The 24,615-nt window shown below is 62.8% G+C and carries 16 protein-coding genes and 4 pseudogenes; 15 read left to right on the top strand and 5 right to left on the bottom strand.

Annotated elements, in window-relative coordinates:
• Positions 1 to 227: 227 nt before the first annotated feature.
• On the bottom strand, positions 228 to 1,109 hold the full coding sequence (locus LRC39_RS15070; protein WP_346294817.1) for a metallophosphoesterase: 882 nt from the start codon (positions 1,107 to 1,109) through the stop codon (positions 228 to 230).
• A gap of 485 nt (positions 1,110 to 1,594) precedes the next feature.
• Here LRC39_RS15070 and LRC39_RS15065 point away from each other — a divergent pair, with 485 nt between their 5' ends.
• The 5 genes and pseudogenes from LRC39_RS15065 to LRC39_RS15045 all read left to right on the top strand — a co-directional run bounded on the left by LRC39_RS15065 (position 1,595) and on the right by LRC39_RS15045 (position 6,696).
• Positions 1,595 to 2,044: a hypothetical protein gene (locus LRC39_RS15065; RefSeq protein ID WP_346294816.1), complete on the top strand. Its 450-nt coding sequence runs from the start codon at positions 1,595 to 1,597 to the stop codon at positions 2,042 to 2,044.
• A 2-nt stretch (positions 2,045 to 2,046) separates the two neighbouring features.
• Positions 2,047 to 2,773 (top strand): annotated as a pseudogene (locus LRC39_RS15060) (SOS response-associated peptidase).
• Positions 2,774 to 2,777: 4 nt separating this feature from the next.
• The gene (dinB, locus tag LRC39_RS15055) at positions 2,778 to 3,866 is read left to right on the top strand and encodes a DNA polymerase IV (RefSeq protein ID WP_346294815.1); all 1,089 of its coding nucleotides are present in this window, start codon (positions 2,778 to 2,780) and stop codon (positions 3,864 to 3,866) included.
• Positions 3,867 to 5,075: 1,209 nt separating this feature from the next.
• Positions 5,076 to 5,423 carry a helix-turn-helix transcriptional regulator gene (locus LRC39_RS15050; protein ID WP_346294814.1) on the top strand — a complete coding sequence of 116 codons (348 nt, stop codon included), beginning with the start codon at positions 5,076 to 5,078 and terminating at the stop codon, positions 5,421 to 5,423.
• Positions 5,413 to 6,696 (top strand): type II toxin-antitoxin system HipA family toxin, encoded by a 1,284-nt coding sequence (locus tag LRC39_RS15045; protein WP_346294813.1) that lies wholly within the window; start codon positions 5,413 to 5,415, stop codon positions 6,694 to 6,696. The genes LRC39_RS15050 and LRC39_RS15045 overlap by 11 nt, the downstream gene beginning before the upstream one ends.
• A gap of 229 nt (positions 6,697 to 6,925) precedes the next feature.
• Here the strand turns inward: LRC39_RS15045 and LRC39_RS15040 are convergent, their stop codons facing one another.
• Positions 6,926 to 10,699 carry a vitamin B12-dependent ribonucleotide reductase gene (locus tag LRC39_RS15040; protein ID WP_346294812.1) on the bottom strand — a complete coding sequence of 1,258 codons (3,774 nt, stop codon included), beginning with the start codon at positions 10,697 to 10,699 and terminating at the stop codon, positions 6,926 to 6,928.
• Between the two features lie 665 nt (positions 10,700 to 11,364).
• Between LRC39_RS15040 and LRC39_RS15035 the strand changes: the two genes are divergently transcribed.
• The 7 genes from LRC39_RS15035 to LRC39_RS15005 all read left to right on the top strand — a co-directional run bounded on the left by LRC39_RS15035 (position 11,365) and on the right by LRC39_RS15005 (position 18,804).
• The gene (locus LRC39_RS15035; protein WP_346294811.1) at positions 11,365 to 12,264 is read left to right on the top strand and encodes a DMT family transporter; all 900 of its coding nucleotides are present in this window, start codon (positions 11,365 to 11,367) and stop codon (positions 12,262 to 12,264) included.
• 107 nt (positions 12,265 to 12,371) lie between these two features.
• The gene (locus tag LRC39_RS15030; RefSeq protein WP_346294810.1) at positions 12,372 to 13,361 is read left to right on the top strand and encodes a hydroxyacid dehydrogenase; all 990 of its coding nucleotides are present in this window, start codon (positions 12,372 to 12,374) and stop codon (positions 13,359 to 13,361) included.
• A gap of 199 nt (positions 13,362 to 13,560) precedes the next feature.
• On the top strand, positions 13,561 to 14,991 hold the full coding sequence (locus LRC39_RS15025) for an amidase (protein WP_346294809.1): 1,431 nt from the start codon (positions 13,561 to 13,563) through the stop codon (positions 14,989 to 14,991).
• Positions 14,992 to 15,078: 87 nt separating this feature from the next.
• Positions 15,079 to 15,642 (top strand): hypothetical protein, encoded by a 564-nt coding sequence (locus LRC39_RS15020; protein WP_346294808.1) that lies wholly within the window; start codon positions 15,079 to 15,081, stop codon positions 15,640 to 15,642.
• Positions 15,643 to 15,779: 137 nt separating this feature from the next.
• Complete coding sequence (locus LRC39_RS15015; RefSeq protein WP_346294807.1) at positions 15,780 to 16,910, top strand: 8-amino-7-oxononanoate synthase; 1,131 nt, start codon at positions 15,780 to 15,782, stop codon at positions 16,908 to 16,910.
• Positions 16,907 to 17,545: a dethiobiotin synthase gene (gene bioD / locus LRC39_RS15010; RefSeq protein WP_346294806.1), complete on the top strand. Its 639-nt coding sequence runs from the start codon at positions 16,907 to 16,909 to the stop codon at positions 17,543 to 17,545. The genes LRC39_RS15015 and bioD overlap by 4 nt, the downstream gene beginning before the upstream one ends.
• On the top strand, positions 17,542 to 18,804 hold the full coding sequence (locus LRC39_RS15005) for an adenosylmethionine--8-amino-7-oxononanoate transaminase (RefSeq protein ID WP_346294805.1): 1,263 nt from the start codon (positions 17,542 to 17,544) through the stop codon (positions 18,802 to 18,804). Before bioD ends, LRC39_RS15005 begins: the two co-directional genes overlap by 4 nt.
• 213 nt (positions 18,805 to 19,017) lie before the next feature.
• On the opposite strand, the gene LRC39_RS15000 is transcribed toward LRC39_RS15005, so the two are convergent.
• From LRC39_RS15000 to glnA, 3 genes and pseudogenes are all read right to left on the bottom strand, one after another.
• Positions 19,018 to 19,629 carry a hypothetical protein gene (locus LRC39_RS15000; RefSeq protein WP_107344861.1) on the bottom strand — a complete coding sequence of 204 codons (612 nt, stop codon included), beginning with the start codon at positions 19,627 to 19,629 and terminating at the stop codon, positions 19,018 to 19,020.
• A gap of 18 nt (positions 19,630 to 19,647) precedes the next feature.
• Complete coding sequence (locus tag LRC39_RS14995) at positions 19,648 to 20,385, bottom strand: CerR family C-terminal domain-containing protein (protein WP_264052484.1); 738 nt, start codon at positions 20,383 to 20,385, stop codon at positions 19,648 to 19,650.
• A 310-nt stretch (positions 20,386 to 20,695) separates the two neighbouring features.
• Positions 20,696 to 21,568: pseudogene (gene glnA / locus LRC39_RS14990) on the bottom strand (type I glutamate--ammonia ligase); the annotation flags it as partial.
• A 183-nt stretch (positions 21,569 to 21,751) separates the two neighbouring features.
• Between glnA and LRC39_RS14985 the strand changes: the two are divergent.
• From LRC39_RS14985 to LRC39_RS14975, 3 genes and pseudogenes are all read left to right on the top strand, one after another.
• The gene (locus LRC39_RS14985; protein WP_346294804.1) at positions 21,752 to 22,633 is read left to right on the top strand and encodes a hypothetical protein; all 882 of its coding nucleotides are present in this window, start codon (positions 21,752 to 21,754) and stop codon (positions 22,631 to 22,633) included.
• Positions 22,634 to 22,643: 10 nt separating this feature from the next.
• A pseudogene (locus tag LRC39_RS14980) lies at positions 22,644 to 22,868 on the top strand (pentapeptide repeat-containing protein); the annotation flags it as partial.
• 156 nt (positions 22,869 to 23,024) lie between these two features.
• Positions 23,025 to 24,560: pseudogene (locus tag LRC39_RS14975) on the top strand (PAS-domain containing protein); the annotation flags it as partial.
• Positions 24,561 to 24,615: the final 55 nt, after the last annotated feature.

Below are 24,615 nucleotides of genomic sequence, written 5' to 3'. Positions count from 1 at the left end.
AATTCAAACTGAATATTGCACTAGAGATTTTCGTGATTTCGCGCCGGATAATGTTCATCCGATTCCCGGGGCGTAGCAATGTTCCGTGGTGAACTGGTCGAGACCTTTGAACGTTGTTGCGGCAATCGATCGGGTAAAGAGACCTGATCTGAGCGCTTTCGTCGGGAAGGGGCTAATAAGGCCAGTTCTGCCTCTTAGTGAAGCAAGTGTTTCAATGAATTTCCTGTTCAGTCGGAATTGCAGGCAACGCCGAGTCCTCTATCGACGAGGACAGGAGCTGTTGCCCTCACTGTCCCACTCTGATCAGTCGAATAGAACTGCATTCGATTGCTGTCGGTGTCGATCATCGCCATCGTAAGTACGTCAGTGTAGACCGCGTTGGTATCCAGCGAGATCCGGTTTTCAGTCACAACGGGCAGTGGCGGCGTCGACGGCGAATGGCCGTGGACTACGACATGCGAGAGGTGGCCGACGTGATCCAAGAACCGGCTCCTGATTTGGAGTGCGTCGGCTAAGTGCTGGTCATTAGGTGGCCGGGTCGGATCGATACCGGCGTGCACGAAGAGATATCGCCCTAGGACTTCGCTCAACGAGGCTGATTGTAAGACTTCCAAATGGTCTTCAAAACGTTCTTTAATCTCGCGGAGATCATCGAAGGTGAAACAGTCTGAGTGTCCAAGGTATGATGCAAGCGTGGTAGCTGCACCACGCTTAAACCAATCTTCGACGAACCTCTGCTCCGTCAAGGCATCGCGAAACATGAAATCATGATTTCCCAGGAGCAAACGGCTTTCAGGCCAGCGCTTCAGTGTTTCGCATACGATATTCATGGCTCCGCGGCTGTCTGGTCCGCGGTCAACGATGTCGCCCAGGAAGTAGACACGGGGGCGACGACGAGTTTCGGCCGAATGCTCGTCTATGAACTTGATGAGAGACTCCAGGAGGTCAGAACGTCCGTGGACATCGCCAATCGCGTACACGGTCGAGTTCAGATTTAATAGATTCATCGAGGACGGGGAGGGGGCGGAGGAGATGTTGCGTCCTGGAACTGATGGAACATGACCTCGGAATAATCCCTTTCGAACCGCCTGCAGAATTGAGGCATTCATTCGGCTCGCCCTTAGACAATCGGCGGATCCCTTAAGGGTGACTCGACGAATGTTCATGGAATGTTCTATGGTGGCGCATGTCCGATCGACCCGCGAGCTGGCGCATGCCGACACCTCGACAGATGGAAAGGCTCGCGGAGGCCGCCGTCCGTAAGGAATGCGGTGGTGACCTCCGCCCCGATGACAATCTTCCCGAGGACTATTGGAGGGCCATCCTTGCCGACGCACGGGCCCAGGGAGCTCCAGCAGCATCGATCGCACGCCGCCGCGTCTCAGACGTCACTTCAGCCTCGCTTCGCGTCTCCTGCCGTCGCTGTGGCCGTCTGGTGGAGATTGGCGCAGGCGACGCTGGGCGGCTGTATGGCGCGGGGACTGCGTTAAAGGACGTCGCACGACGACTTCTTGATGGCACGTGCGAATCCAGAACCGGCCGCTACGAAGAGGACGGCTGCTGGCCGTCCGTAGAGATGCGCTGACCGGTCCCCATGGCGCCGAAGCACCATCCAACGCCACTCTCCGGAGGCGACCGGAAGGCGCTAAAGAAGGAGCTGGGCCGGGCGCGCGCGGTGACCACCCTCCTAGCTGCCCAATCGGCGGAGATGCGGGCGAGGGGAGAGGCTCTGATCCAGCAAGCCGACCGCCTGCTGTGTGAAAGCTGGAACGAGAGAATGTGGGCCGACGGCGGCCCAATTGACCCGTCACCGACTATCGACCAAGCCTTGAACGGCGGCTATTGCTGGATCGAGATCGAATGCTCACGGTGCAGAACACCGAATAAGGTCGACCTGGCGGCGCTCCGTCACCCGTCGACGACCTGTGTTCACGACCTTGTCGGTCGCCTTCGTTGCAGCAAGTGCGCGAAGGCAGGAAAGCGGCCGCCAGCGACGCTGCTTCAGCTGGCGCAGCGCGCTCGGCATGGTGATCCGGAGACTTGACCGTGTGTAATCTCTACTCGATCACCACCAACCAGGCGGCCATCATCGCGCTCTTCCGCGTCGTCAGCCAGAAGGTCGGCAACCTCGCGCCCATGCCCGGCGTGTTTCCGGACTACAAGGCGCCGATCATCCGGAACGGCGCCGGCGGCCGCGAACTCGTAACCGCCAGATGGGGCATGCCGTCATCTGCGAAGGCGCTTTTAGACAACGCCCAAAAGCGAGCGGACAAGCTGCGAGCCAAAGGGAAGGCCGTCGATTTCGATGAATTGCTGCGGATGGAGCCGGATGGCGGGACGACCAACATCCGCAACGTGAAGTCGAAGCACTGGACAAGGTGGCTGGGTCCAGAAAACCGTTGCGTGGTCCCGTTCAACAGCTTCAGCGAATTCAACAAGGTTTGAGGGCGGCGACATCTGGTTCGCACTCGAGGAGACCCGTCCGCTCGCCTGCTTCGCTGGCATCTGGACCAACTGGACTTCGGTCCGAAAGGTGAAGGAGGGCGAGACGACCAACGACCTCTACGCATTCCTGACTACCGAACCGAATGCTGAGGTCGGCGCCCTCCATCCGAAAGCGATGCCGGTCATCCTGACAACTCCTGCCGAGGTCGAGACATGGCTGTCTGCCTCTCAGGAGGAAGCTCTGAAGCTGCAGCACCCGCTGCCGGACGGTGCACTGCGGATCGTTGCTCGGGGTGTGAAGAAGGACGGGGATCTGCCCGCCGTTTGACACCATGACCGAAGCCTCTACTTCAGCCGCCCATCGTAAGATCATCCACGTCGACATGGACGCGTTCTACGCCTCGGTCGAGCAGAGGGACGATCCGGGGCTGCGGGGAAAACCGGTCGCAGTCGGTGGCTCGCGCGAGCGCGGCGTCGTCGCGGCCGCAAGTTACGAAGCTCGCAAGTCTGGCGTGCGGTCGGCGATGCCGTCCGTCACAGCGAGGCGGCAGTGTCCCGACCTGATCTTCGTGAAGCCGCGTTTTGAGGTCTACAAGTCGATCAGCCAACAGATCCGTGAGATCTTCGCGGAGCATACAGCAATCATCGAACCGCTATCGCTGGACGAAGCCTACCTCGACGTCACGGAGAACCTTCAGAACATCCCCCTGGCACGAGACATCGCACTCGCCGTCAGGGCCAAGATCAAGGAGGTAACCGGTCTCAACGCATCCGCGGGCATCTCCTACAATAAATTCCTGGCCAAGCTCGCATCCGACCATCGTAAGCCCAACGGCCAATACGTCATCTCGCCGGAGATGGGACCTTCGTTCGTCGAGGGCCTTCCCGTCGCCGCATTCCACGGGATAGGTCCGGCCACAGCCGCGAAGTTCAACGCGCTCGGCATTCGAACGGGGCAGGATATTCGGAATCAGACCCTCGAATTCCTGCAGGGCCATTTCGGCAAGGCCGGGACTTACTACTACTGGATCTCGCGTGGCGTCGATGAGCGACCAGTTCGGGCCAATCGTATCCGTAAGTCGGTCGGTGCAGAGAATACCTTCGCATCCGATCTCAAATCGTTCGAGGCGATGGCCGCGGAGCTGCAACCGCTCATCGACAAGGTCTGGGAGCATTGTGAGAAGACCGGCGATCGAGGCAGGACTGTCACGCTCAAGATCAAGTTTTCGGATTTTGAGATCGTCTCGCGAAGCAAAACGTTGGCCACCCCTGTTACAAGTCGGGCAGCCCTCACGACCAGATCGGTCGGGCTGTTGGAGGCTGCGATGCCTCTGCCGAAACCGGTTCGGCTTCTTGGCATCTCGTTGTCGTCGCTGAAAAACGACGACGAAGTTGAGCCGCAGTTTGGGCTGCCTCTCTGAATAGATGCGTTACCCGGCGAGGTCCTGGCCACCTATCGAGGCCCGGCTTGGCACCGCAGAGCGCCCACCTTCGATTTGGTCACGACTCTAATTCTAAAAACCAGCGGGTCCAGCAGAATAGAAGGAGAGTCTCGAACCATGCTGGGATTTAGCGTCCTCCGAGAAACACAGAGGCGGTCCGCCGGTGGCGGCTTGCATGCGCAAGCAGCTCAAGCCCTCCGTCGAAACGGCTTGAGCTGCGACCGAACCGCAAACAGGCAGGACATGGGGAAAGTGGAGTTCATCTAATTCACAAGCAACTGAGCGACTTCACTCACTCCGGCGGCCGAATCCGTCCTCGCATAGATATTTGACCGGCGAATATGAAAATTGCGCAGGTCGTCGAAATGATCGTTTAGGTGGAAGTGTGCCTCTGTAGACCGTGGTTTAAGCCTCAGCTTCCATTAGTCGCAGATTTGAGAGGTCGCAGGTATAATGGTCAATTCGGATGAAGAAATCGCTCGTCGGCGCAAGGTTATGGCGGAAGCGGCAGCTCGTGCGGACCGTCTAATTCAAGAGGCGATGGAAGAAAGATTGGCACGAATTATCAGGGCTGCGTTGGAAGAGGGAGGTGAATCTATGTCCGTCGAGGAAGCGCGAAGAAGGCTCGCTGCCTTCTAAAATAATGCGCTCATCTCTCCCAACCGGCGAGGGATGAGTTCAGGCAGATCGATACTGAAGGCCAATAGAAAACCCGCCGTTTCCGGCGGGTTTCTTTTTACCGCAAAGGGATGCGGTCTATCTTTGGGGCGCTTTGCGGCACACTTTGGCTGAATTCGGCCATCCTATGCCAGCGTTTACAGGTGTTGCGGTAGCCAAAGGATATCGCAGCGCACTCCGCAAGGCGTTGAAAATGTTCAGCGGGAATCTCGAAAGTGCCGCAGAGCAAGCCAAATGCTCGCATTGGAGTGCCGCTGTGCCGCGCTCGGAGGATTGGCCGAACTGCTCGCGCTGGGCTTTCGGCAACAGCGACTTAAGGCCGACCACCAGCTTGGCGCTAGCAGAATGGCCGGGTTTCGCTGCTAGCCTGACCACTCTAAATGACCGCCACAACAGGCGTATTGCATCTTATGACTGTTATAACGGTCAATGCTTGCAAGAAGGTCAAATGTTTGCTATGTGACTGACGTGGCGGTCATTTAGGTCCTCACGCCTTCTATATCGTTCAAAATGGAAATCTCATCTCCCAAACGCCCGCGCACCTACTCGCGCCTCACGAAAGAAGCTCTGGAGCTGCTGGGCAAGCAAGTGCGCCTCGCGCGCAAGCAGCGTCGCATGTCCGAGGCCGATCTGGCGGCTCGCGTTGGTATCGCGCGCAGCACGCTTCAACTGATCGAAAAGGGCGATCCGAAGGTCGAGATGGGCCTCGCATTCGAAGCCGCGACATTGGCCGGCGTGAGCCTGTTCGTGCCCGAGGCCTCGACACTTGCATCTCAATCGGAACGGCTCAACGACAAGCTCGCGCTTCTCCCGAAGTCGATCCGTCGTCCGCGCAAAGAGGTCGACGATGATTTCTAAGAACGAAAAGCGCGAGGCCCCACAGACTGCGTTTGTGTGGATCTGGCTGCCAAATGCCGATGAACCGATCGTGGCTGGCCGTATCGATCGCGATGGCGATCTTTACGCTTTCACCTACGGCCGAAACTATCTCGCGCACAAGCAGGCGATCCCGATCTATTTGCCGGAGCTGCCGTTGCAGCGCGGCGCAATGCTGCCGAACGCTCCTCTGTTGATGGCGAGCTGTCTGCGCGACGGCGCGCCCGATGCCTGGGGGCGGCGCGTCGTCATCAATCGCCTGACAGGTCTTAAAGGCGACGCGGCCAAAGATGTCGAATTCGACGAGCTGACATTCATGCTGAATTCGGGTTCGGATCGCGCCGGCGCTCTCGATTTTCAAACCTCTGCCGAGGTTTACAAGCCGCGTGATCAAGCCAGCGCGACGCTGGAACAATTGATGACCGCGGCCGAGTTCGTCGAGCGCGGCGAGCCGATTCCGCAGGCGCTCGACAACGCGCTCTTTCATGGCAGCTCGATCGGTGGCGCGAGACCCAAGGCGTTGATTGAAGATGGTGCTAAGAAGTATATCGCGAAATTCTCCGCGACGAACGACACCTATGCTGTCGTTAAAGCCGAATTCATCGCGATGCGGCTTGCTGCGCGGGCCGGTCTCGTTGTCGCTCCCGTTTCCCTGTGCGCGGTCGCTGGCAAGGATGTGCTGCTGGTCGAAAGGTTTGATCGCACGCGTGCGGGCAAAGCGTGGCGTCGCCGCGCTATGGTCTCCGCTCTTACGCTGTTCGGACTCGATGAGCTGTCGGCACGCCACGCGAGTTACACCGAACTCGCCGACATCGTTCGAGCGCGCTTCACCGCGCCGCAGGAAACGTTGCGTGAGCTGTATGCGCGGATGGTGTTCAATGTGCTGGTCGGCAACACCGACGATCATGCGCGCAATCATGCCGCGTTCTGGGACGGATCCACTCTGACACTGACGCCAGCCTACGACATCTGCCCGCAAGCTCGCAACGCGCGGGAGGCGATCCAGGCGATTGGCATCGACGGCAACGAACGCAGAAGTTTGCTCAAAGCCTGCCGCGCGGCCGCGCCCAAGTTCCTACTGAACGATAACGACGCGCGCGCCGTCATCGACGGTCAGGTTGTAACGATTCGGCAGAGTTGGGCCGACGTTTGTGACGAAGCCGGCTTGAGCGAGATCGATCGGACGTTCCTATGGCAGCGCCAATTTCTGAATGACTACGCATTCGACGGCTACTCAACATTTGCGACCGAATAAACTTCGTGAGCTGCCTTAATTGAAAAGCCTCGCCTGTCGATAAGCAAGGTCTTGCTCAACGCCTATCGACTGACCGCTCGACAGCATTTTCACCGAAGAAAAACCCGCCGTTTCCGGCGGGTTTTTCGTTACGAAACGAGTGCGGCATAATATGCACTGCATTGGGACAGACTTTGGGTGAATCTGGCCATCCTATGCCAGCATTTACATCAACCTGTGGACTAATCGATTACGAACACCCCGTCGTGCTGCCGCAAGTATCACACTTCATGCACGTGCCATTCCGCACCAGCGTGAAGTTGCCGCACTCCGAGCACATCTCGCCTTCGTAGCCCTTGGCTTTCGCTTCGGCGCGGCGTTCGGCTTTGGTCGGGGCGGCCTGGGTCGCGGCGGTGGTGGCTTTGCTCCACTGCAGCGCTTCCAGCTTTTCGGTCGGCGACAGATCGGTCTGCACTTCCTGCTTCAGCGCGGTGGCGCCTTCGAGGGCGTCGCCGACGCGCGAGGAGGCGAGTGCGGTGACGGTCGGCGCGGCGCCGGCCGGGGCGTTGCGCGGCGTCGTCTCCGCCGGGTGGGCGGGGGTGCTGCGCATCACCACCAGATTGTCGGTGCGCGACCGGGTCAGGCCTTTGGACAGATACTTGGTCGCGGCCGCGGGGCCCGCGATCACGCCGCCATCCGGCACCTTGCCTTCGTCGACGCCCTTGCCGATGGCGTCGAAGCCGGTCTCGGTCGGATCGACATGGGCGAGGTCGAACCGGCCCATGTAGCTCACCGCCAGCTCGCGGAACACGTAGTCGAGGATCGAGGTGGCGTACTTGATCGAGTCGTTGCCCTGGACGGGGCCGGCCGGCTCGAACCGGGTGAAGGTGAAGGCGTCGACATATTCTTCGAGCGGCACGCCGTATTGCAGGCCGAGCGAGACCGCGATGGCGAAGTTGTTGATGAAGGAGCGCAGCGCCGCGCCTTCCTTGTGCATGTCGATGAAGATCTCGCCGAGGCGGCCGTCATCGTATTCGCCGGTGCGCAGGTAGACCTTGTGGCCGCCGACCACCGCCTTCTGGGTGTAGCCCTTGCGGCGATCCGGCATCTTCTCGCGCTCGCGCATCACCACGATGCGCTCGACCAGGCGCTCCACCACCTTCTCGGAGACGTGCGCGGCGCGGGCGGCCATCGGCTTGTCGAGGAAAGTGTCGATGTCCTCGTCCTCGTCGTCGTCCGCGATCAGCTGCGCGTTCAGCGGCTGCGACAGCTTGGAGCCGTCGCGGTACAGCGCGTTGGCCTTCAGCGCCAGCTTCCACGACAGCATGTAGGCGGACTTGCAGTCCTCCACCGTGGCGTCGTTCGGCATGTTGATGGTCTTGGAGATCGCACCGGAGATGAACGGCTGCGCCGCGGCCATCATCCGGATGTGGCTCTCGACCGACAGATAACGCTTGCCGATCTTGCCGCACGGATTGGCGCAATCGAACACCGCGTAGTGCTCGGGCTTCAGGTGCGGCGCACCTTCGACGGTCATCGCGCCGCAGATGTGGATGTTGGCGGCCTCGATCTCGCGCTTGGTGAAGCCGAGCGCGGTGAGGAGGTCGAAGTTCGGCTGCGCGATCTGCTCGGCTTCGATCTTGAGGACGTCCTTGAGGAAGTCCTCGCCGAAGGTCCACTTGTTGAAGGCGAACTTGATGTCGAACGCGGTCGGCAGCGCCTTCTCGACCTTGGCGAGCGCTTCATCGGTGAAGCCCTTGGCCTTCAGGGTCGAGGCGTTGATGGCCGGCGCGTTGGAGAGCGAGCCGTGGCCGACGGCGTAGGCCGAGATCTCTTCGATCTGGTGCTCCGGATAGCCGAGCACGCGCAGGGCGGTCGGCACGGCGCGGTTGATGATCTTGAAGTAGCCGCCGCCGGCCAGCTTCTTGAACTTCACCAGCGCGAAGTCGGGCTCGATGCCGGTGGTGTCGCAGTCCATCACCAGGCCGATGGTGCCGGTCGGCGCGATCACGGTGACCTGTGCGTTGCGGTAGCCGTGCTGCTCGCCGAGTTCGAGCGCCTTGTCCCAGGCCGCCTTGGCGTGGGCGACGGCGTCCGGGATCGGGCAGCCGGCGTGGTCGAGCGGCACCGGGTTGACCGACAGCGCTTCATAGACCCGGGTCTCGCCATGCGCGGCGCGGCGGTGATTGCGGATCACGCGCAGCATATGGTCGGCGTTCTTCTTGTAGCCGGGGAAGGCGCCGAGCTTGGCGGCCATCTCGGCCGAGGTCGCATACGCGGTGCCGGTCATGATGGCGGAGAGGGCGCCGCACAGCGCGCGACCTTCCTTGGAGTCGTACGACAGACCCATGGTCATCAACAGGCCGCCGATATTGGCGAAGCCGAGGCCGAGGGTGCGGAATTCGTAAGACAGCTCGGCGATCTGCTTGGACGGGAACTGCGCCATCAGCACCGAGATTTCGAGCACCACGGTCCACAGCCGGCACAGATGCTCGTAGGCGTCGAGATCGAAGCGGTTGGCGCCGACGTCGTAGAACGCCAGCAGGTTCGCCGAGGCGAGGTTGCAGGCGGTGTCGTCCAGGAACATGTATTCCGAGCACGGATTCGACGCGCGGATGTCGCCGGACGCCTTGCAGGTGTGCCAGTCGTTCATCGTGGTGTTGAAGTGCAGGCCGGGATCGGCGCTGGCCCAGGCCGCGGTGCCGATCTTCTCCCACAGGTCGCGAGCCTTCAGCGTCTTCACCACCTTCTTGTTGGTGCGGGCGGTGAGGTGCCAGTCGCCGTCGGTCTCGACCGCGCGCAGGAAGTCGTCCTTCAGCGACACCGAGTTGTTGGAGTTCTGGCCGGCGACGGTGAGGTAGGCCTCGCTATCCCAGTCGGTGTCGTAGATCGGGAAGTCGATCTCCTTGTAGCCCTGCTTGGCGAACTGGATGACGCGCTTGATCATCGCGTCGGTCACCAGCGCGCGGCGCGCCAGCTTGACCTCGCGGCGCAGCGCCGGGTTCTTCTCCGGATCGAAGCAGTCGTCGCCCGAGCCCTGGCAGTTGACGCAGGCCTTCAGGATCGCCTTGAGGTGCTTCTGGTTGACCTTCGAGCCGGTGACGAGAGCGGCGACCTTCTGCTCCTCCTTCACCTTCCAGTCGATATAGGCCTCGATGTCCGGGTGATCGACGTCGACCACCACCATCTTGGCGGCGCGGCGGGTGGTGCCGCCGCTCTTGATGGCGCCGGCGGCGCGGTCGCCGATCTTCAGGAAGCTCATCAGGCCGCTCGACTTGCCGCCGCCCGACAGCCGTTCGCCTTCACCGCGCAGCCGCGAGAAGTTGGAGCCGGTGCCGGAGCCGTATTTGAACAGCCGGGCTTCACGCACCCACAGGTCCATGATGCCGCCGTCGTTGACGAGATCGTCCTCGATGCCCTGGATGAAGCAGGCGTGCGGCTGCGGGTGCTCATAGGCCGACTTCGACTTGGTCAGCTTGCCGGTCTTGTAGTCGACGTAGTAGTGGCCCTGGCCGGGACCGTCGACGCCGTAGGCCCAATGCAGGCCGGTGTTGAACCACTGCGGCGAATTCGGCGCCACCATCTGCATCGCCAGCATGTAGCGCAGCTCGTCGAAGAACGCGCGGGCATCGTCCTCGCTGGAGAAGTAGCTGCCCTTCCAGCCCCAATAGGTCCAGCAGCCGGCGAGGCGGTCGAACACCTGCTTGGCGGAATGCTCGGAGGTGTAGCGCTCGCTCTCGGGCAGGGCGGTGAGGGCGTCGGTGTCGGCGACCGAGCGCCACAGCCACGACGGCACGCTCTCTTCCTCGACCTTCTTCAGGCGCGCGGCGACGCCGGCTTTACGGAAATACTTCTGCGCCAGCACGTCGGAGGCGACCTGCGACCAGAACTCCGGCACCTCGACATTCTCGAGGCGGAACACCACCGATCCGTCCGGATTGCGAATCTCGCTGGTCGTCAGCCTGAACGCGATGTCCGCGTAAGGAGACTGGCCGTCCTTGGTGTAGCGCCGTTCGATCTTCATCTCGTGCCCCGTTCAAGTCGCCCGAACCCCCGCCTTGGGTGGCCCAGGAAGTTGCTAGATGGACGAACCTTGTTCGCCCGGCGAGCCGTGACCCGGCTCCATCTGTTTTCGCGGGCAGAGGCGACGGCCGCATTTTTGCAGCCGGACACTCCACCCAACATAACGCCCCATGTCGCTTTGCGAGCCGTTTTGCCGGCCCGTCGGAATGCGCCCCAACGGTCGATTTAGGAGCAGACGACGCCTCGCCCCGCTGCCGCTGTGGCCGTCGGAGGTGGTCGGTCTGGACCCTTCTGGGAAACGTCCGGCGGGACAAAAACACTCCCTCGCTGGACGGCCCTGAAGCTAGGCCGACTCCGTCCGACCCGTCAAGCAATAGTGCGGGTTCCTGAATCAAATACTAAATGTGGTGGATTAGGGTGGAAAACAGGGGCCGCGGCTCGCCCTGACCCGGTCAAGTATCGGTGAGTCCTCAGAGATTCCAAAGATCAAAAACGCGGCGCGGCGCCGCCGATCGCGGCTGCACCCGCTGTTCACAGGACAGGTATTTTTTCGCTCCAGGGGCTTGCCAAACCCGACTCATGAGAGACGGCCAAAAGGTGTCTGATTACGGGTGGCGCCGGGGGCCCAACACCGGCATTCTGCGCGCTCCTCCTGCCGGGTTTTCCATGTCCGATCCTTCTCCGATTCCCGCGCGCGGCCGCATCGCGTCCGGCGGCCTGGTGTTCCTGACCGTGACCACGGTGGCCTGGGGCCTGAGCTGGCCGGTCACCAAATATCTGATCGCGCAGTGGCCGCCGCTGCCGCTGCGCGGCCTGACCGGGATCGCCGGCTCGCTGGCGCTGTTCGGCTATGCGGCGCTGCGCGGCGACAGCCTGGCGGTGCCGCGCGACCAGCGGCTGCGGCTGGTGGTGTCGGCGTTCTTCAACGTCACGCTGTGGATGGCGGTGATGGGGCTGGCGCTGCTGTGGCTGCCGGCCGGCGAGACCGCGGTGATCGCCTACACCATGCCGGTGTGGACCGCGCTGCTCGCTTGGCCGCTGCTCGGCGAGCGGCTGACGCTGCGGCGGGTCGCGGCGCTGGCGTTGGCGTTCGGCGGCATCGCGGCGCTGATGGGCGCGGCGGGCTTTGCCGCCAGCATGACGAAACTGCCCGGCATCCTGCTGGCGCTCACCGGTGCACTCGGCTTTGCGCTCGGCACCATCTTCCTGAAGCGGTTTCCGATCGCGCTGCCCGGCGCCACGTCGGCGGCGTGGCAGATCGGGCTCGGCTGCATTCCGGTGGCGGTGATCGGGCTCGCCTTCGAGATCCCGAATCCTTCGGTGCTGACGCCGCTCGGCTGGGGCGGGCTGGTGTATCTCGTCGTGATCCAGTTCTGCGTCGCTTACGTCTGCTGGTTCGCCGCGTTGCAGCGGCTGCCGGCATCGGTCGCCGCGATCGGCACCATGGCGACGCCGGTGATCGGCGTCATCGCCTCGGCGGTCGCGCTGCACGAGCCGCTCGGCGTCGGCCAGATCGCCGCGCTGGTGATGACGCTGACCGGCGTGGCGCTGGCGACGCGGTCCTGATCCACGGCAATTGCCGGTGGACCGCGCCGCGCGCGGCCTGATACAAAATGCCGTCGCCGCCATCTCACGAGCGGCGCGGACAACGAACAAGACCCCAGGGGCATGACATGACGTCCAACACGAAGAAGCTGCTGGTGACGGAATCGTTGTCGCAGCGGGGCAGGGCGCTGATCGCCGAACGCGGCGATATCGAGATGATCGAATTTCCCAACATGATCTCGGCGGAGGATTTCGACGCGCTGTTGCGCGCCGAGGCGCCGGTGCACGGCGTCGCGCTCGGCGCCACAAGGTTCGGCGAGCGCGAACTCGACGCGGCGCAGGATATGCGCGTGGTGGCGCGGATCGGCGTCGGCTTTGATGCGATCGACGTGCCGGCGCTGAACAAGCGCAAGGTGCCGCTGATGACCGCCGGCACCGCAAATTCGCCCTCGGTCGCCGAGCAGGCGCTGTTCATGATGCTGACGCTCGCCAAGCGCGGCGCCGAGCTGCATGCGCTGGTGAAGACCGGCGCCTGGGCGACGCGGCTCGGGCTGCTGCCGTTCGATCTGTTCGGCAAGACGGTGCTGATCGTCGGCTTCGGCCGGATCGGCACCCGCACCGCCAAGCGTTGCCTGGCGATGGAAATGACCGTGCTGGTGTACGACCCCTACGTGCCCGCGGCGGCGATCGAAGCGGCCGGCTGCAAGGCAGTGGACGATCTCGCCGCGGCGCTCCCGGAGGCCGATTTCGTCAGCCTGCACTGCCCGAAGACGGCGGAGACCACCGGGCTGTTCGACGCGGCGCTTCTGTCGAAGATGAAGCCGACCGCGTATCTGATCAACACCGCGCGCGGCGGCATCGTGGTCGAGCAGGCGCTGTACGAGGCGCTGCTCGCCGGCAAGCTCGCCGGCGCCGGGCTCGATGTGTTCGAGCAGGAGCCGCCGCCGCACGGCCACAAGCTGTTCGATCTGCCCAACGTGATCATCGCGCCGCACGTTGCCGGCGTCACCCGCGAAGCGCTCGACCGGATGGGCGAGCAGACCGCGCGCAACATGCTGAGCGTGCTCGACGGCGATCCGATCCGCGTCAACGTCGTCAATCAGGACGTGCTCGGTTAGTTGGACCCTCAGCGCTCATCACCTTAGCGCGCGTCACTGCGAGCACCCGGATCGGCGTTCCGCGCCGTCCGAGCACAGGCTCCGCGAAGCAATCCAGGGCCGCAAGTCCCGAGATTGGATTGCTTCGTCGCTTCGCTCGCAATGACGCCTCAAACATCATTGCATCATCACCAAAACAAGATTCGGGGAGAGGTCCATCATGGCGTTCAAGGAGTACGGCGATTACGACGGCGTCGGCCTCGCCGAACTGGTCCGCAGCAAACAGGTCACCCCTGCCGAACTGCTCGACGAAGCGATCGCGCGGACCGATGCGCTCGATCCCACGCTGAATGCGGTGGTGGTGCGGCACGACGACTACGCGCGCAAGCAGATCGAAGCCGGCCTGCCGCAGGGGCCGTTCAGCGGGGTGCCGTTTCTCTTGAAAGATCTCGACCTGCTCGCCGGCACCCGCACCACCTTCGGCGCCAGCCTCTACAAGGACTTCGTCGCGCCCCACACCGGCACGCTGGCGGGACGGTTTCTCGCATCTGGCGTGACGATCTTCGGCAAGAGCGCCAGCCCGGAATTCGGCCTGATGCCGACCACGGAGTCGCGGCTACACGGCCCGACCCGCAATCCGTGGAATATTGATCACTCCTCCGGCGGCTCGTCGGGCGGCGCGGCTGCGGCCGTCGCCGCGCGCATCCTGCCGGTGGCGCATGCCAGCGACGGCGGCGGCTCGATCCGGATTCCGGCCTCCGCCTGCGGCGTGTTCGGGCTGAAGCCGACGCGGGCGCGCAATCCGATCGGCCCGGATCGCGGCGAGGGTTGGGGCGGTTTCGCCTGCGGTCACGTCGTAAGTATCAGCGTCCGTGATAGTGCCGCGATGCTCGACGCGCTGCACGGCCCGGAGCCATCGAGCCCCTACGTTGCGCCGCCGCCCGAGCGGCCGTTCGCCGAGGAAGTCGGGCGTGAACCGGGGCGGCTGCGGATCGCGTTCACCGACCGCTCGACCTATGGCGATGCGATCGATCCGGAAGTTGCTGCGGCGGTGCGTGATACCGCAAGGTTACTCGAAGGCCTCGGTCACCACGTCGAAGAACGCGCGCCGGTACTACCTGCCGATCCGGCGCAGGTGATCGCCACCATCGTTGCCTGCAACACCGGTCTTGCGGTGCAGCTCGCCGAACAGACAGTCGGCCGCGCCATGACCGAGCGCGATTTCGAAGTGCTGACGCTGGCGTCGGCCGCCAATGCACGCAAAGCGAGCGGTGTCGATTATTGCGCGGCGCAGCTCGCCGCGTTCCAGATCTCACGCGCGATGGCTGATTTCTTCGCGAATGTCGACGTGTTCTTGTCGCCGACACTCTGCACGCTGCCGCTGCGGATCGGCGAGATCGATACCATGGCGCATGACCTTTCCGGGATCAGCCCGACGCTACGTCGGTATATTCCGGGCACGAGCCTGTCTAATATGTCCGGACAACCGTCGATGTCAGTGCCGCTGGCCTGGAGTGCGAGTGGCCTGCCGATCGGCATGATGTTCGCAGGCCGGTTCGGCGACGAAGCCACGCTGTTGCGTCTTGCTGCGCAGCTGGAGCGTGAACGGCCGTGGAAAACTCGGCGCCCACCGGTCTGTGCCTCGACATAGCCACACAAAATAGAAACCAGCGACCATTGTCTGCGTTGACGTGTTCGGCCTTGGTGTTGTCTTCAGGCCGACTGGGGGAGCTTTGTATTGACTGCCAACGACCCGACCGATGAAGCGCTCGCGGCGATCGCGAGCATCTTCGAAAAGCCCGACGCCAAGGCGGCGGCGCCAGACGAAGTGGTGCCGGAGGAGGGCTCGCCCTCTGTCCCGCCGTCGTCCGATGCCGACGCGCAGGGCGACGAGCCTGTTGCGGCCGAGGCAATGTCCGACAGCGATGCCTCCGACTCCGAGTCAGCCGCTGAACCGGTGAAGACGACCGACGAGCCCGTGTCGGGAGCGGTGCCGGAGCCCGACGACAGCGACGACGATCTCGAACGCTATACGCGCGAGGGCCCGGGACCGCTGGATGCGCTGCGCTTCAAGTGGCGTATGCGCCGCGACGGTCGTGGTTATTTCGTCGACGAGACCATCGGGGCCAGCGTGCATCCGATTTCCAGCGGGCCGATGTCGCGCGCCGACGCCATCGTCTTCATCGAGGCCCGCGACCAGGAGACCCGGCGCCGGTTCGAGGCGCTGCGCCACGAGATCGTGATGGGCCCCTCGGAGCGGGGCTATGACGAGGACAGTGACGAGCTCGACGACGCGCGCTAAGCAAGGCCCGCGCTGAGCCGGCCTGTGGTTCCCACCGCCTGCGGCCGCCTGTGCGCCGCATAATCCACCACCTGCGGCGGTCAAACGACGGCAGCGCCCGCTCTGCGGCAAGCTGCCGCACCACCAGGACTAGATCAATGTACCAGAGCCTTGAAGCCGACCTGCGTTCACTTGCGGATGCTGGGCGGCGACGCACGCTCCAGCCGCGCGCCGGCGTCGACTTCACGTCCAACGATTACCTCGGCCTCGCCGAGTCCGACGAACTGCGCCAGGCAGCCGCCGACGCGATTGCGCGCGGCGTGCCGGTCGGAGCCGGCGGTTCGCGCTTGCTGCGTGGTAATCACGAAGAGCACGAAACGCTCGAAGCGGAAGCGGCCGATTACTTCGGTGCGGAGAGTGCGCTGTATCTCGGCGGCGGCTTCAGCGCCAACCATGCGATCTTCGCGACGCTGCCGCAGCGTGGCGATCTCGTGCTGTACGACGAACTGATCCACGCCAGCGTCCACGAAGGCATGCGGCGTGGCCGCGCGACCTGTGAAAGCGTGCCACACAGCGATATCGACGCCTTCGATACGCGGCTGCGGCAATGGCGAGCAGGCGGTGGTCGTGGCCGCGCCTGGATCGCGGTCGAAAGCGTGTACAGCATGGACGGCGACAGCCCGCGGCTCGACGAGCTGGTCGCGGTGGCGGATCGGCACGACGCCATTCTGGTGATCGACGAGGCGCATGCCACCGGCGTCTGCGGCCCGGAGGGGCGGGGACTGGCCGCCTCATTCGAGGGCCGCGCCAACGTGATCACGCTGCACACCTGCGGCAAGGCTCTGGGCACCATGGGTGGCTTCGTGCTGGGCCCGAAGATCGTGCGCGACTTCCTGGTCAACCGGGCGCGGCCGTTCATTTTCGCCACTGCGCCGTCGCCGCTGATCGCTGCTGTGACGCGGGCGGCGCTCGACATCAGCCGCACCCGGCCGGAGCGGCGGGGGCGGCTCGCATCGCTGGTCGCGTTCGCGGACCGCGAATTGAAGCAGCGCTGCGGCATCACTTCGTCCGGCTCGCACATCCTGCCGATCATTGTCGGCGCCAACGCCACCGCGGTGGCGCTGGCGACATCGCTGCAGCGGCGTGGCTTCGACGTCCGCGCGATCCGGCCGCCGACCGTGCCCGAAGGCACTGCGCGGCTGCGCATCGCGCTCAGCGCCAATCTGTCGGAGGACGTGATCGCCTCGCTGTTCGCGGCGCTCGCCGAAGACATGAGGGCGGCGGCATGAGCGCGCGGATCGTCGTCACCGGCACTGACACCGGCATCGGCAAGACCGTCTTTGCTGCTGCGCTCGCCGGCGCGCTGGATGCCAGCTACTGGAAGCCGGTGCAGTCCGGCCTCGAAGACGAGACCGACGCCTGCGCGGTGCAGCGGCTGTCGGGACTTGCCGCCGATCGCATCCTGCCGGAGCGCTACCGGCTGAAGACGCCGGCTTCGCCGCATCTCGCCGCAGCGATCGACGGCGTCAGCATCGATTACAATGCGCTCGAACTGCCTGCAGTGCCGCGTCCGCTGGTGGTCGAAGGCGCCGGCGGACTGATGGTGCCGCTGACGCGCGAGGTGACTTACATCGACGTATTCGCGCGCTGGCGCGCGCCGCTGGTGCTGTGCGCCCGCACCTCGCTGGGCACGATCAACCACACGCTGCTGTCGATCGAAGCGATCCGGGCGCGCGACATTCCGCTGCTCGGCGTCGCCTTCCTCGGCGACGAAAACGCCGACTCCGAACAGATCATCACCGAGCTCGGCCGCACCCGCCGGCTCGGCCGCCTGCCGCGGCTGGCTACGCTCGAGGCGGCCGCGCTACGCGCTGCATTCGCGGCGGCGTTCGATCCGCAGGACTTTGTTGGAGATGTGCCATGAGCCACACCTCGCCGGTCTGGCATCCGTTCACCCAGCATGCGGTGCAGGGTGAAACCCCGACGATCGTGCACAGCGAGGGCGCCTGGCTTCAGGCCGACGACGGACGGCGGATCTTCGATGCGATCAGTTCATGGTGGGTGGTGACGCATGGCCATCGCCATCCGACGATCATCTCGGCGATCAAGCAGCAGGCCGATCAGCTCGATCAGATCATCTTCGCCGGCTTCACCCATCCGCCGGCCGAACAGCTTGCGCAGCGCCTGGTCGAGATCACGCCGCCCGAGCTGACGCACGTGTTCTACTCCGACAGCGGCTCGACCTCGGTCGAGGTCGGCTTGAAGATGGCGCTCGGCTATTGGCTGCATTCCGGTGAGAACCGACGGCGCATTCTGGCGCTAGAAGGCGCGTATCACGGCGACACCATCGGCGGCATGTCGGTCGGCGAACGCGGCGTGTTCAACGCGCCCTACGATCCGCTGCTGTTCGACGTCAGCCGGCTGCCGTTTCCGCGCGCGGGAGCCGAGCAGGCGACGCTCGACGCGCTGGAGCAGGCGTGCCGTGCTGAGGCGGTGGCGGCACTGATCGTCGAGCCGCTGGTGCTCGGGGCCGGCGGGATGCTGATCTATCCGCCCTGGGTGCTGGCCGAGATGGCGCGGATCTGCAAGGCGCACGGCGTGCTGCTGATCGCGGATGAAGTGATGACCGGCTGGGGCCGCACCGGCACGCTGTTCGCGTGCGAACAGGCGAACGTCGTGCCCGACATTGCCTGCTACTCCAAGGGACTGACCGGCGGCTCGGTGCCGCTCGCGGTGACGATGTGCCGGCGCGAGATCTTCGACGCGCATTTCTCGACCGACCGGCGCAAGACGTTCTTTCACTCCAGCTCCTACACCGCCAATCCGATCGCCTGCGCTGCAGCGCTGGCTAATCTTCAGGTGTGGGCAAGCGAGCCGGTGCGGCAGCGGATCGAAGATCTCGCCGCTGGTCACGCCCGCGCGCTCGATCGTTTTCGCGACGACACGCGCTTCACCAACGTCCGCCAGATCGGTACCATCGCGGCAGTCGATCTCGAGGTCGGCGACAGCGGCTATCTCGCCGACGTCGGGCCGCGACTGTATGCGTACTTCATCGCCCGTGGCCTGCTGGTCCGTCCGCTCGGCAATACCATCTACCTGATGCCGCCCTATTGCAGCACGGCGGCGGAGATCGAGACGGTGTATGAGGCGATTGCTGCGGCGCCAGAGGTGCTGGGCGCGTAGCGGCGACGTAAGCTCGCTTTAAGACCTCATGGTGAGGAGGCGCGAAGCGCCGTCTCGAACCATGGGCCGCGAGCCCGTGCGGTGCCTTCATCCTTCGAGACGCCCGGCTTCGCCGGGCTCCTCAGGATGAGGAGCCCGTGCTTCGTTGGCGCTATCGCTTCAGCTGATCGATGAAGCATTCGAGGCGAGGGGGGAAGAGCAGATTGTCTGCTGTTACTTCTTCGGGGTGAACGCCTGCGAGATCCGGGCCCAGGTCTTCTCGTACACCGCGGCGGTCTCGTCGAGGCCGGCCTTCAGCGCGTTCCAGGTCTCGTCGCCGGCCGCCGACAATTGGGTCAGCTTCGGGCCGAGCGTCTTTTCGGTTTCTTCGGTCCAGCGGCGGAGCTGGGATTCCATTTCCTTGCGGCCCTGTTCGAGCGCCGCGGCGGTGCCGGTCTGGATCGTCTCCAGCGACGACAGGAACGACTGCCGCTGCGCTTCGGCGCGGGCGGCGAGCGCATCCTTGACCAGTCCGGCCTGGTCGCCGGCGGTGCCGAGGAACTTCTGGAACGCCAGCTCGACCTCGTTCCACTGCGCCGAGACCGCCGACAGCGCGGCGTCGGTCACCTGCTTGGAGGCGCCGAGATCGGCCTGCAGCGCGTTGACTTGCGTCTGGAAGGCGTCACGCGCGGTGCGGAGCTGCGCCAGGGCTTCCTGCGCCTTGGCGCTCGAGGCGTCGCCGAGCTTGGCGGCCGCTTCCTCGATCTTGGCGATCGTCGCGGCAGACTCGTCGAGTTTCTGCTTGGTCCATTCCAGATAGGCTTGAGTGAGATCGGGCTTGGTCATGGCAGCTTCCTTTTGAAGTCAGGCCGTGGGTGATGGTTGGGCTCCGAACGCGGAGCCGAGCGGGGGATGGACGTCGGACGGGGCGCCTACGCCGATGCCGAGCAGTTCGGCCAGCGCCAGCCGCCGGACGGCCGTCTCGACGGTCCGCTTTCGCTCGGCGTCGAATGTGTCCCAGCCGAGTGAACTCAGCATGACGTTGCGCATGGTGCGGAAGTTGGAGATCGCGCCGAGCACGATCGCGACCCGGACCTTCAGGTCCTCGTCATCCGGCGAACGGCCGGTGGCGGCGGCCACTTCGGCGATCAGGGCGGCCTGAAACCGTGCGACCGATTGGTAATAGATGATGCGGAAGGCATCGTCGGCGTCGCGCTCGCAGCGGACGAAGAACACCGTCCAGGCCTCGGGCTCTTCGTCGCCGGCGATGAACTGGAAGAAGCGCATCACCACCGCATCGATGTGACGGGCGGGATCGGCGCTGGCCGTGCGGAGCTGGTCGATCAGCGGCTCGATGCGGGATCGCATGTAGTCGGCGATCGCTTGCGCGGCGGCGAGGTACAGCTCGCGCTTGCCGCCGAAATGATACGGGATCGCCGCCTGATTGACTTTGGCCCGCTCGGCGAGCTGGCGCGTGGTGGCGCCGTGGTAGCCGACCGAGCCGAACACCTCGATCGCTGCCTCGATCATCCGGGCGCGCGTGTCGTGGCTTTGCGAGCCGAGCGCGGGCCGGAGCAGGGCGGTGTGGCCGTTGGACTTCATCGTCGACGCCTCATTGGCGTCTGTTTAATTCATTCGAATGAATGAGACTTTGCGCTGGATCAATCGTGCGCGCCGGCAAGCGATGGCCGCTGTCGCAGGCATAGGGGGCCTTCATGTTTTCACGCGGACGCATCACCTGCGCGCTTGGTTCGAGATGGCCGACCCCCAAGTCCTTACGATGAGGTCGTCCAGAGGACCTGCCGCGGCACCGCGTTGTGAGGGCGGTTCTGTGTTTGATGAAGCGCCATCATCCAAAAGAAAAAGGCGCCCCGCGAGGAGCGCCTTTCCCTAACTGGTATCGCGGAAGCGATTAGTACGAGTAGTACATCTCGAACTCGACCGGGTGCGGGGTCATTTCGAACCGCGCGACTTCGGTCATCTTCAGCTCGATGAAGGCGTCGATGAAGTCGTCATCGAACACGCCGCCGGCCTTGAGGAAGGCGCGATCCTTGTCGAGGTTCTCGAGCGCTTCACGCAGGCTGCCGCAAACGGTCGGGATCTGCTTCAGCTCTTCCTTCGGCAGGTCGTACAGATCCTTGTCCATCGCCGGACCCGGATCGATCTTGTTCTTGATGCCGTCGAGGCCGGCCATCAGCATCGCCGCGAAGGCGAGATACGGGTTGGCCATCGGGTCCGGGAAGCGGACTTCGACGCGCTTGGCCTTCGGCGAGGTGGTGTAGGGGATGCGGCACGAGGCCGAGCGGTTGCGGGCCGAGTAGGCCAGCAGCACCGGCGCTTCATAGCCCGGGACCAGACGCTTGTAGGAGTTGGTCGACGGGTTGGTGAAGGCGTTGATCGCCTTGGCGTGCTTGATGATGCCGCCGATGTAGTGGAGGCAGGTTTCCGACAGGTCGGCGTACTTGTTGCCGGCGAAGGTCGGCTTGCCGTCCTTCCAGATCGACTGGTGCACGTGCATGCCCGAGCCGTTGTCGCCGAACACCGGCTTCGGCATGAAGGTCGCGGTCTTGCCGTAGATGTGGGCGACCTGATGGATGCAGTACTTGTAGATCTGCATCTGGTCGGCCATGTGGGTCAGGGTGTCGAACTTCATGCCGAGCTCGTGCTGGGCCGAAGCGACTTCGTGGTGATGCTTCTCGACCTTGACGCCCATCTTGGCCATCGCGCCGAGCATTTCCGAGCGCATGTCCTGCACGGAATCCTGCGGCGGAACCGGGAAGTAACCGCCGAAAAATAACTAACCGAAAAGGTTGGGATGGACGATGAGGGCCGAACGTCGCGGGCACAAACTCGATCGCTTGTCTTGACATTCCGCGAACGAGATCTTGTGTCTGGCATCTAATTACCGGAGAAGGTCTACGAATTATGCTCACCTACGTTCATTGAGAAGCGATGCGTGTGAGGAGTATTGGCGATAGCCAAAGGGATATGTCATATTACCGAAGATATCAAAACGAGGCCAACTATGTGGGCCGTCTCAATTACATTGACACAATTTTCCGATGAGAGATTGGCGTCGCTTTCTATCGAAAGCCCCGCCAATCTACATACCAAAGATGGTCTTGGGCTACTAGTTGGGCTTTGGTGCGGTCGCCTCTACGATGAGGTTGGGACCGACCAAGGTCTGCTCCAGTTTTCAGTTGGGTTTCAGGTTGGCGAAGTCGTCGTTGAGCCCAAAGGTGGACAAATTAGCAATCGAGGCCGGCTGCAGACCAGCGGCGGACATCTTAAGGTCCATCGGTCGGAAGTCGATCAAGCGAAAAGAGAGGGGGCGGCCGGAGGTCACTTAGGAATCAATCTCTCTAGATGGATTGGCAGTCTGGCAAAGGTTGACGTCGATGTCGGAGGGAAATTGGAGCGTACCACCTCTCATTCGGAAGAAAGGAATCGCGAATACGTTCAGCATTTCTGGCGCGTAGCGGACGCAGGCCACAATTTTTGGAGAGTCTACGGGCTGGGGCTAAATCAAGAAAATGTATTGGAACATAGAATTATCGGTGATGAACCTCTGTGTCACATCCTGCCCGAACTTGAGAGTGGAGTGATTGAGGTGATGGTCACCTTTCGTTGTTCACTTAGGGACCTTTCATTTCAGCGAACAAGTGCCCTTCCAACGATATATGATCGTCGATTTGACCAGAGACAAGAAGAGATAAATCGAGCCGCAGTTGCCAGCCGGGTCGCTGCCATAGCAATTGGTCGAGCCGCAAACCCAGGTGGTTTTGGGAGCGCTGAAGGGGATCTCGTGCTGGCAAAACAGTCGCTCCGGGCGGTGAAGCAAACAGAGTAGAGAGCCCGTGATGGCAGATAACGATGAATCCCCTCTTTTGCCGTTGAGTGTTGGTTGGTTTCAGGAGAACGAAAAGACCAGCATTGCAGCTGTGTACCAATCTAAGTCTGCATGCTTCTCTGATTTGGTGCGACTTTCCGGTTTGAATCCTGGCGTAGACTTCCGCTTCGCTGACCTCACCGGCGTTGATTTCCGGGGGGCGGATCTCCGTGGTTACAATTTCTTTGGAGCAAATCTATCCTACACTAGTTGGGAAACGGCAGTGTGGGATGCGACGACAAATCTAGAAGGCGCCCTCCTAACTGGAGCAAGAGGCTACCAGACGTTGCCGATGCTCGGCCCGGTGCGCGGGCTTGGTGACGATCAGGTCCAGAGCGATGGACGCACGGAGTCCGAGAGTTCTGTCGGCAGAGTTGGCTTGGAGCGCGTCTTCGGCAACACGCTGGGTCAATTGTCATCAGGCATTGCAATATTCGACGGTCAGTGTCGTCTTGCCTATTACAACGAGTCTTATCGCCAGATGTGGGGGCTCGATCGCTTGTTTCTGGACAGTCTTCCGTATGATTCGAGTGTACTGGATCGGCTGTATGCTGCGCACAAAATCCCCGCTGGACCGGACTTCCAAGCGTGGAAGGCTGGGCTGCACGAGGCGTACAGCGCGGCCGTATCAGCCAAGCACGTCTGGCATCTGCCCGACGGGCGCGTGCTTTCGGTTGTCACAACACCGAATCCAGGAGGTGGGGTCACCTACGTATTCGATGATATTACCGGGAGGGTAAACTCGGCGCGAGGCTACGATGAACTGATCGAGGTCCAGCGCGAGGCGCTTGATAGCCTGACTGAAGCATTCGCCGTGTTCGACAACAATGGCAGAGTACGGCTATTCAACCCAGCGTTCGCGCGGATGTGGAACCTTGCTCCGGAGGCTCTGCAGGAGCGACCGCATATCGATTTGATTCAGGAATGGTGCCTGCCGCTGTTCGACGACAACATCGTCTGGCAAACGTTACGTGGCGTGATCTCGGGCATCGACGATAGCCGCTACGTGCTGCTCAAGCTCGACCGGAACGACAGGAGCGTGTTGCAATGCCGTGGCATGCGGCTACCAGAGGGCGGAACTATACTAACGTTTCAGGACATCACTGACACCGAGAACGTTGAGCGTGTGTTACGCGAGCGGAATGAAGCGCTTGAAGCGGCCGATCGGATTAAGATCGATTTCGTCCACCATGTTTCGTACGAACTGCGCTCTCCACTGACCACGATCCTTGGTTTCGCAAATTTTCTCAGCGATTCCTCGACCGGACCGCTGACCGACAAGCAGGCTGAGTACGTGAATTACATCACGACCTCGACCAACGCGCTGATGGCGATCATCAACAACATCCTCGATCTCGCCAGCATCGACGCCGGCGCCATGACCCTCAATCTCGGGCCGATCGATATCCGCAAGGCGATCGACGCCGCTGCCGAGGGCATTCAGGACCGGCTGGCGCGCGACCAGATCGGGCTGCAGATCGATATCGACCCGGCGATCGACAGCTTTATCGGCGACGAGCGGCGGGTCGTGCAAGTGCTGTACAATCTGCTGGCCAATGCGGTCAATTTCTCGCCCGTGCAGGCAACGGTGCGGCTTGCGGTACGCAGGTGCGGGGCCCACGTGGAGTTCACTGTTACCGACTCCGGGCCCGGCATCGCGCCGGCGTTGAAGGAGAAGATGTTCGATCTATTCGCGCACGATCCGCAGGGGCGGCATCGCGGTGCCGGCCTCGGCCTGTCGCTGGTGCGATCGGTTGTCGAACTGCACGGTGGGAGGCTTTCTGTAAGTTCGGGAGTGGGGCAAGGTACTTCCGTCTGCTGCAGTTTTCCGATTGGAGAACTGGCGATCAGTCGAGACGTCCATCGCTCAAAGTCGGCGAAAGGCTGAACAATCTGTCAGCTATTCCAATGGCCGTTTGTCCGTGGCCATTCAGGGGGGCGCT

The organism is Rhodopseudomonas sp. P1 (assembly GCF_039642825.1).
Lineage (GTDB): Bacteria > Pseudomonadota > Alphaproteobacteria > Rhizobiales > Xanthobacteraceae > Rhodopseudomonas > Rhodopseudomonas palustris_H.
The sequence above is the reverse complement of the archived record's forward strand: the minus strand, read 5'-3'. Positions and strand labels throughout refer to the sequence as shown.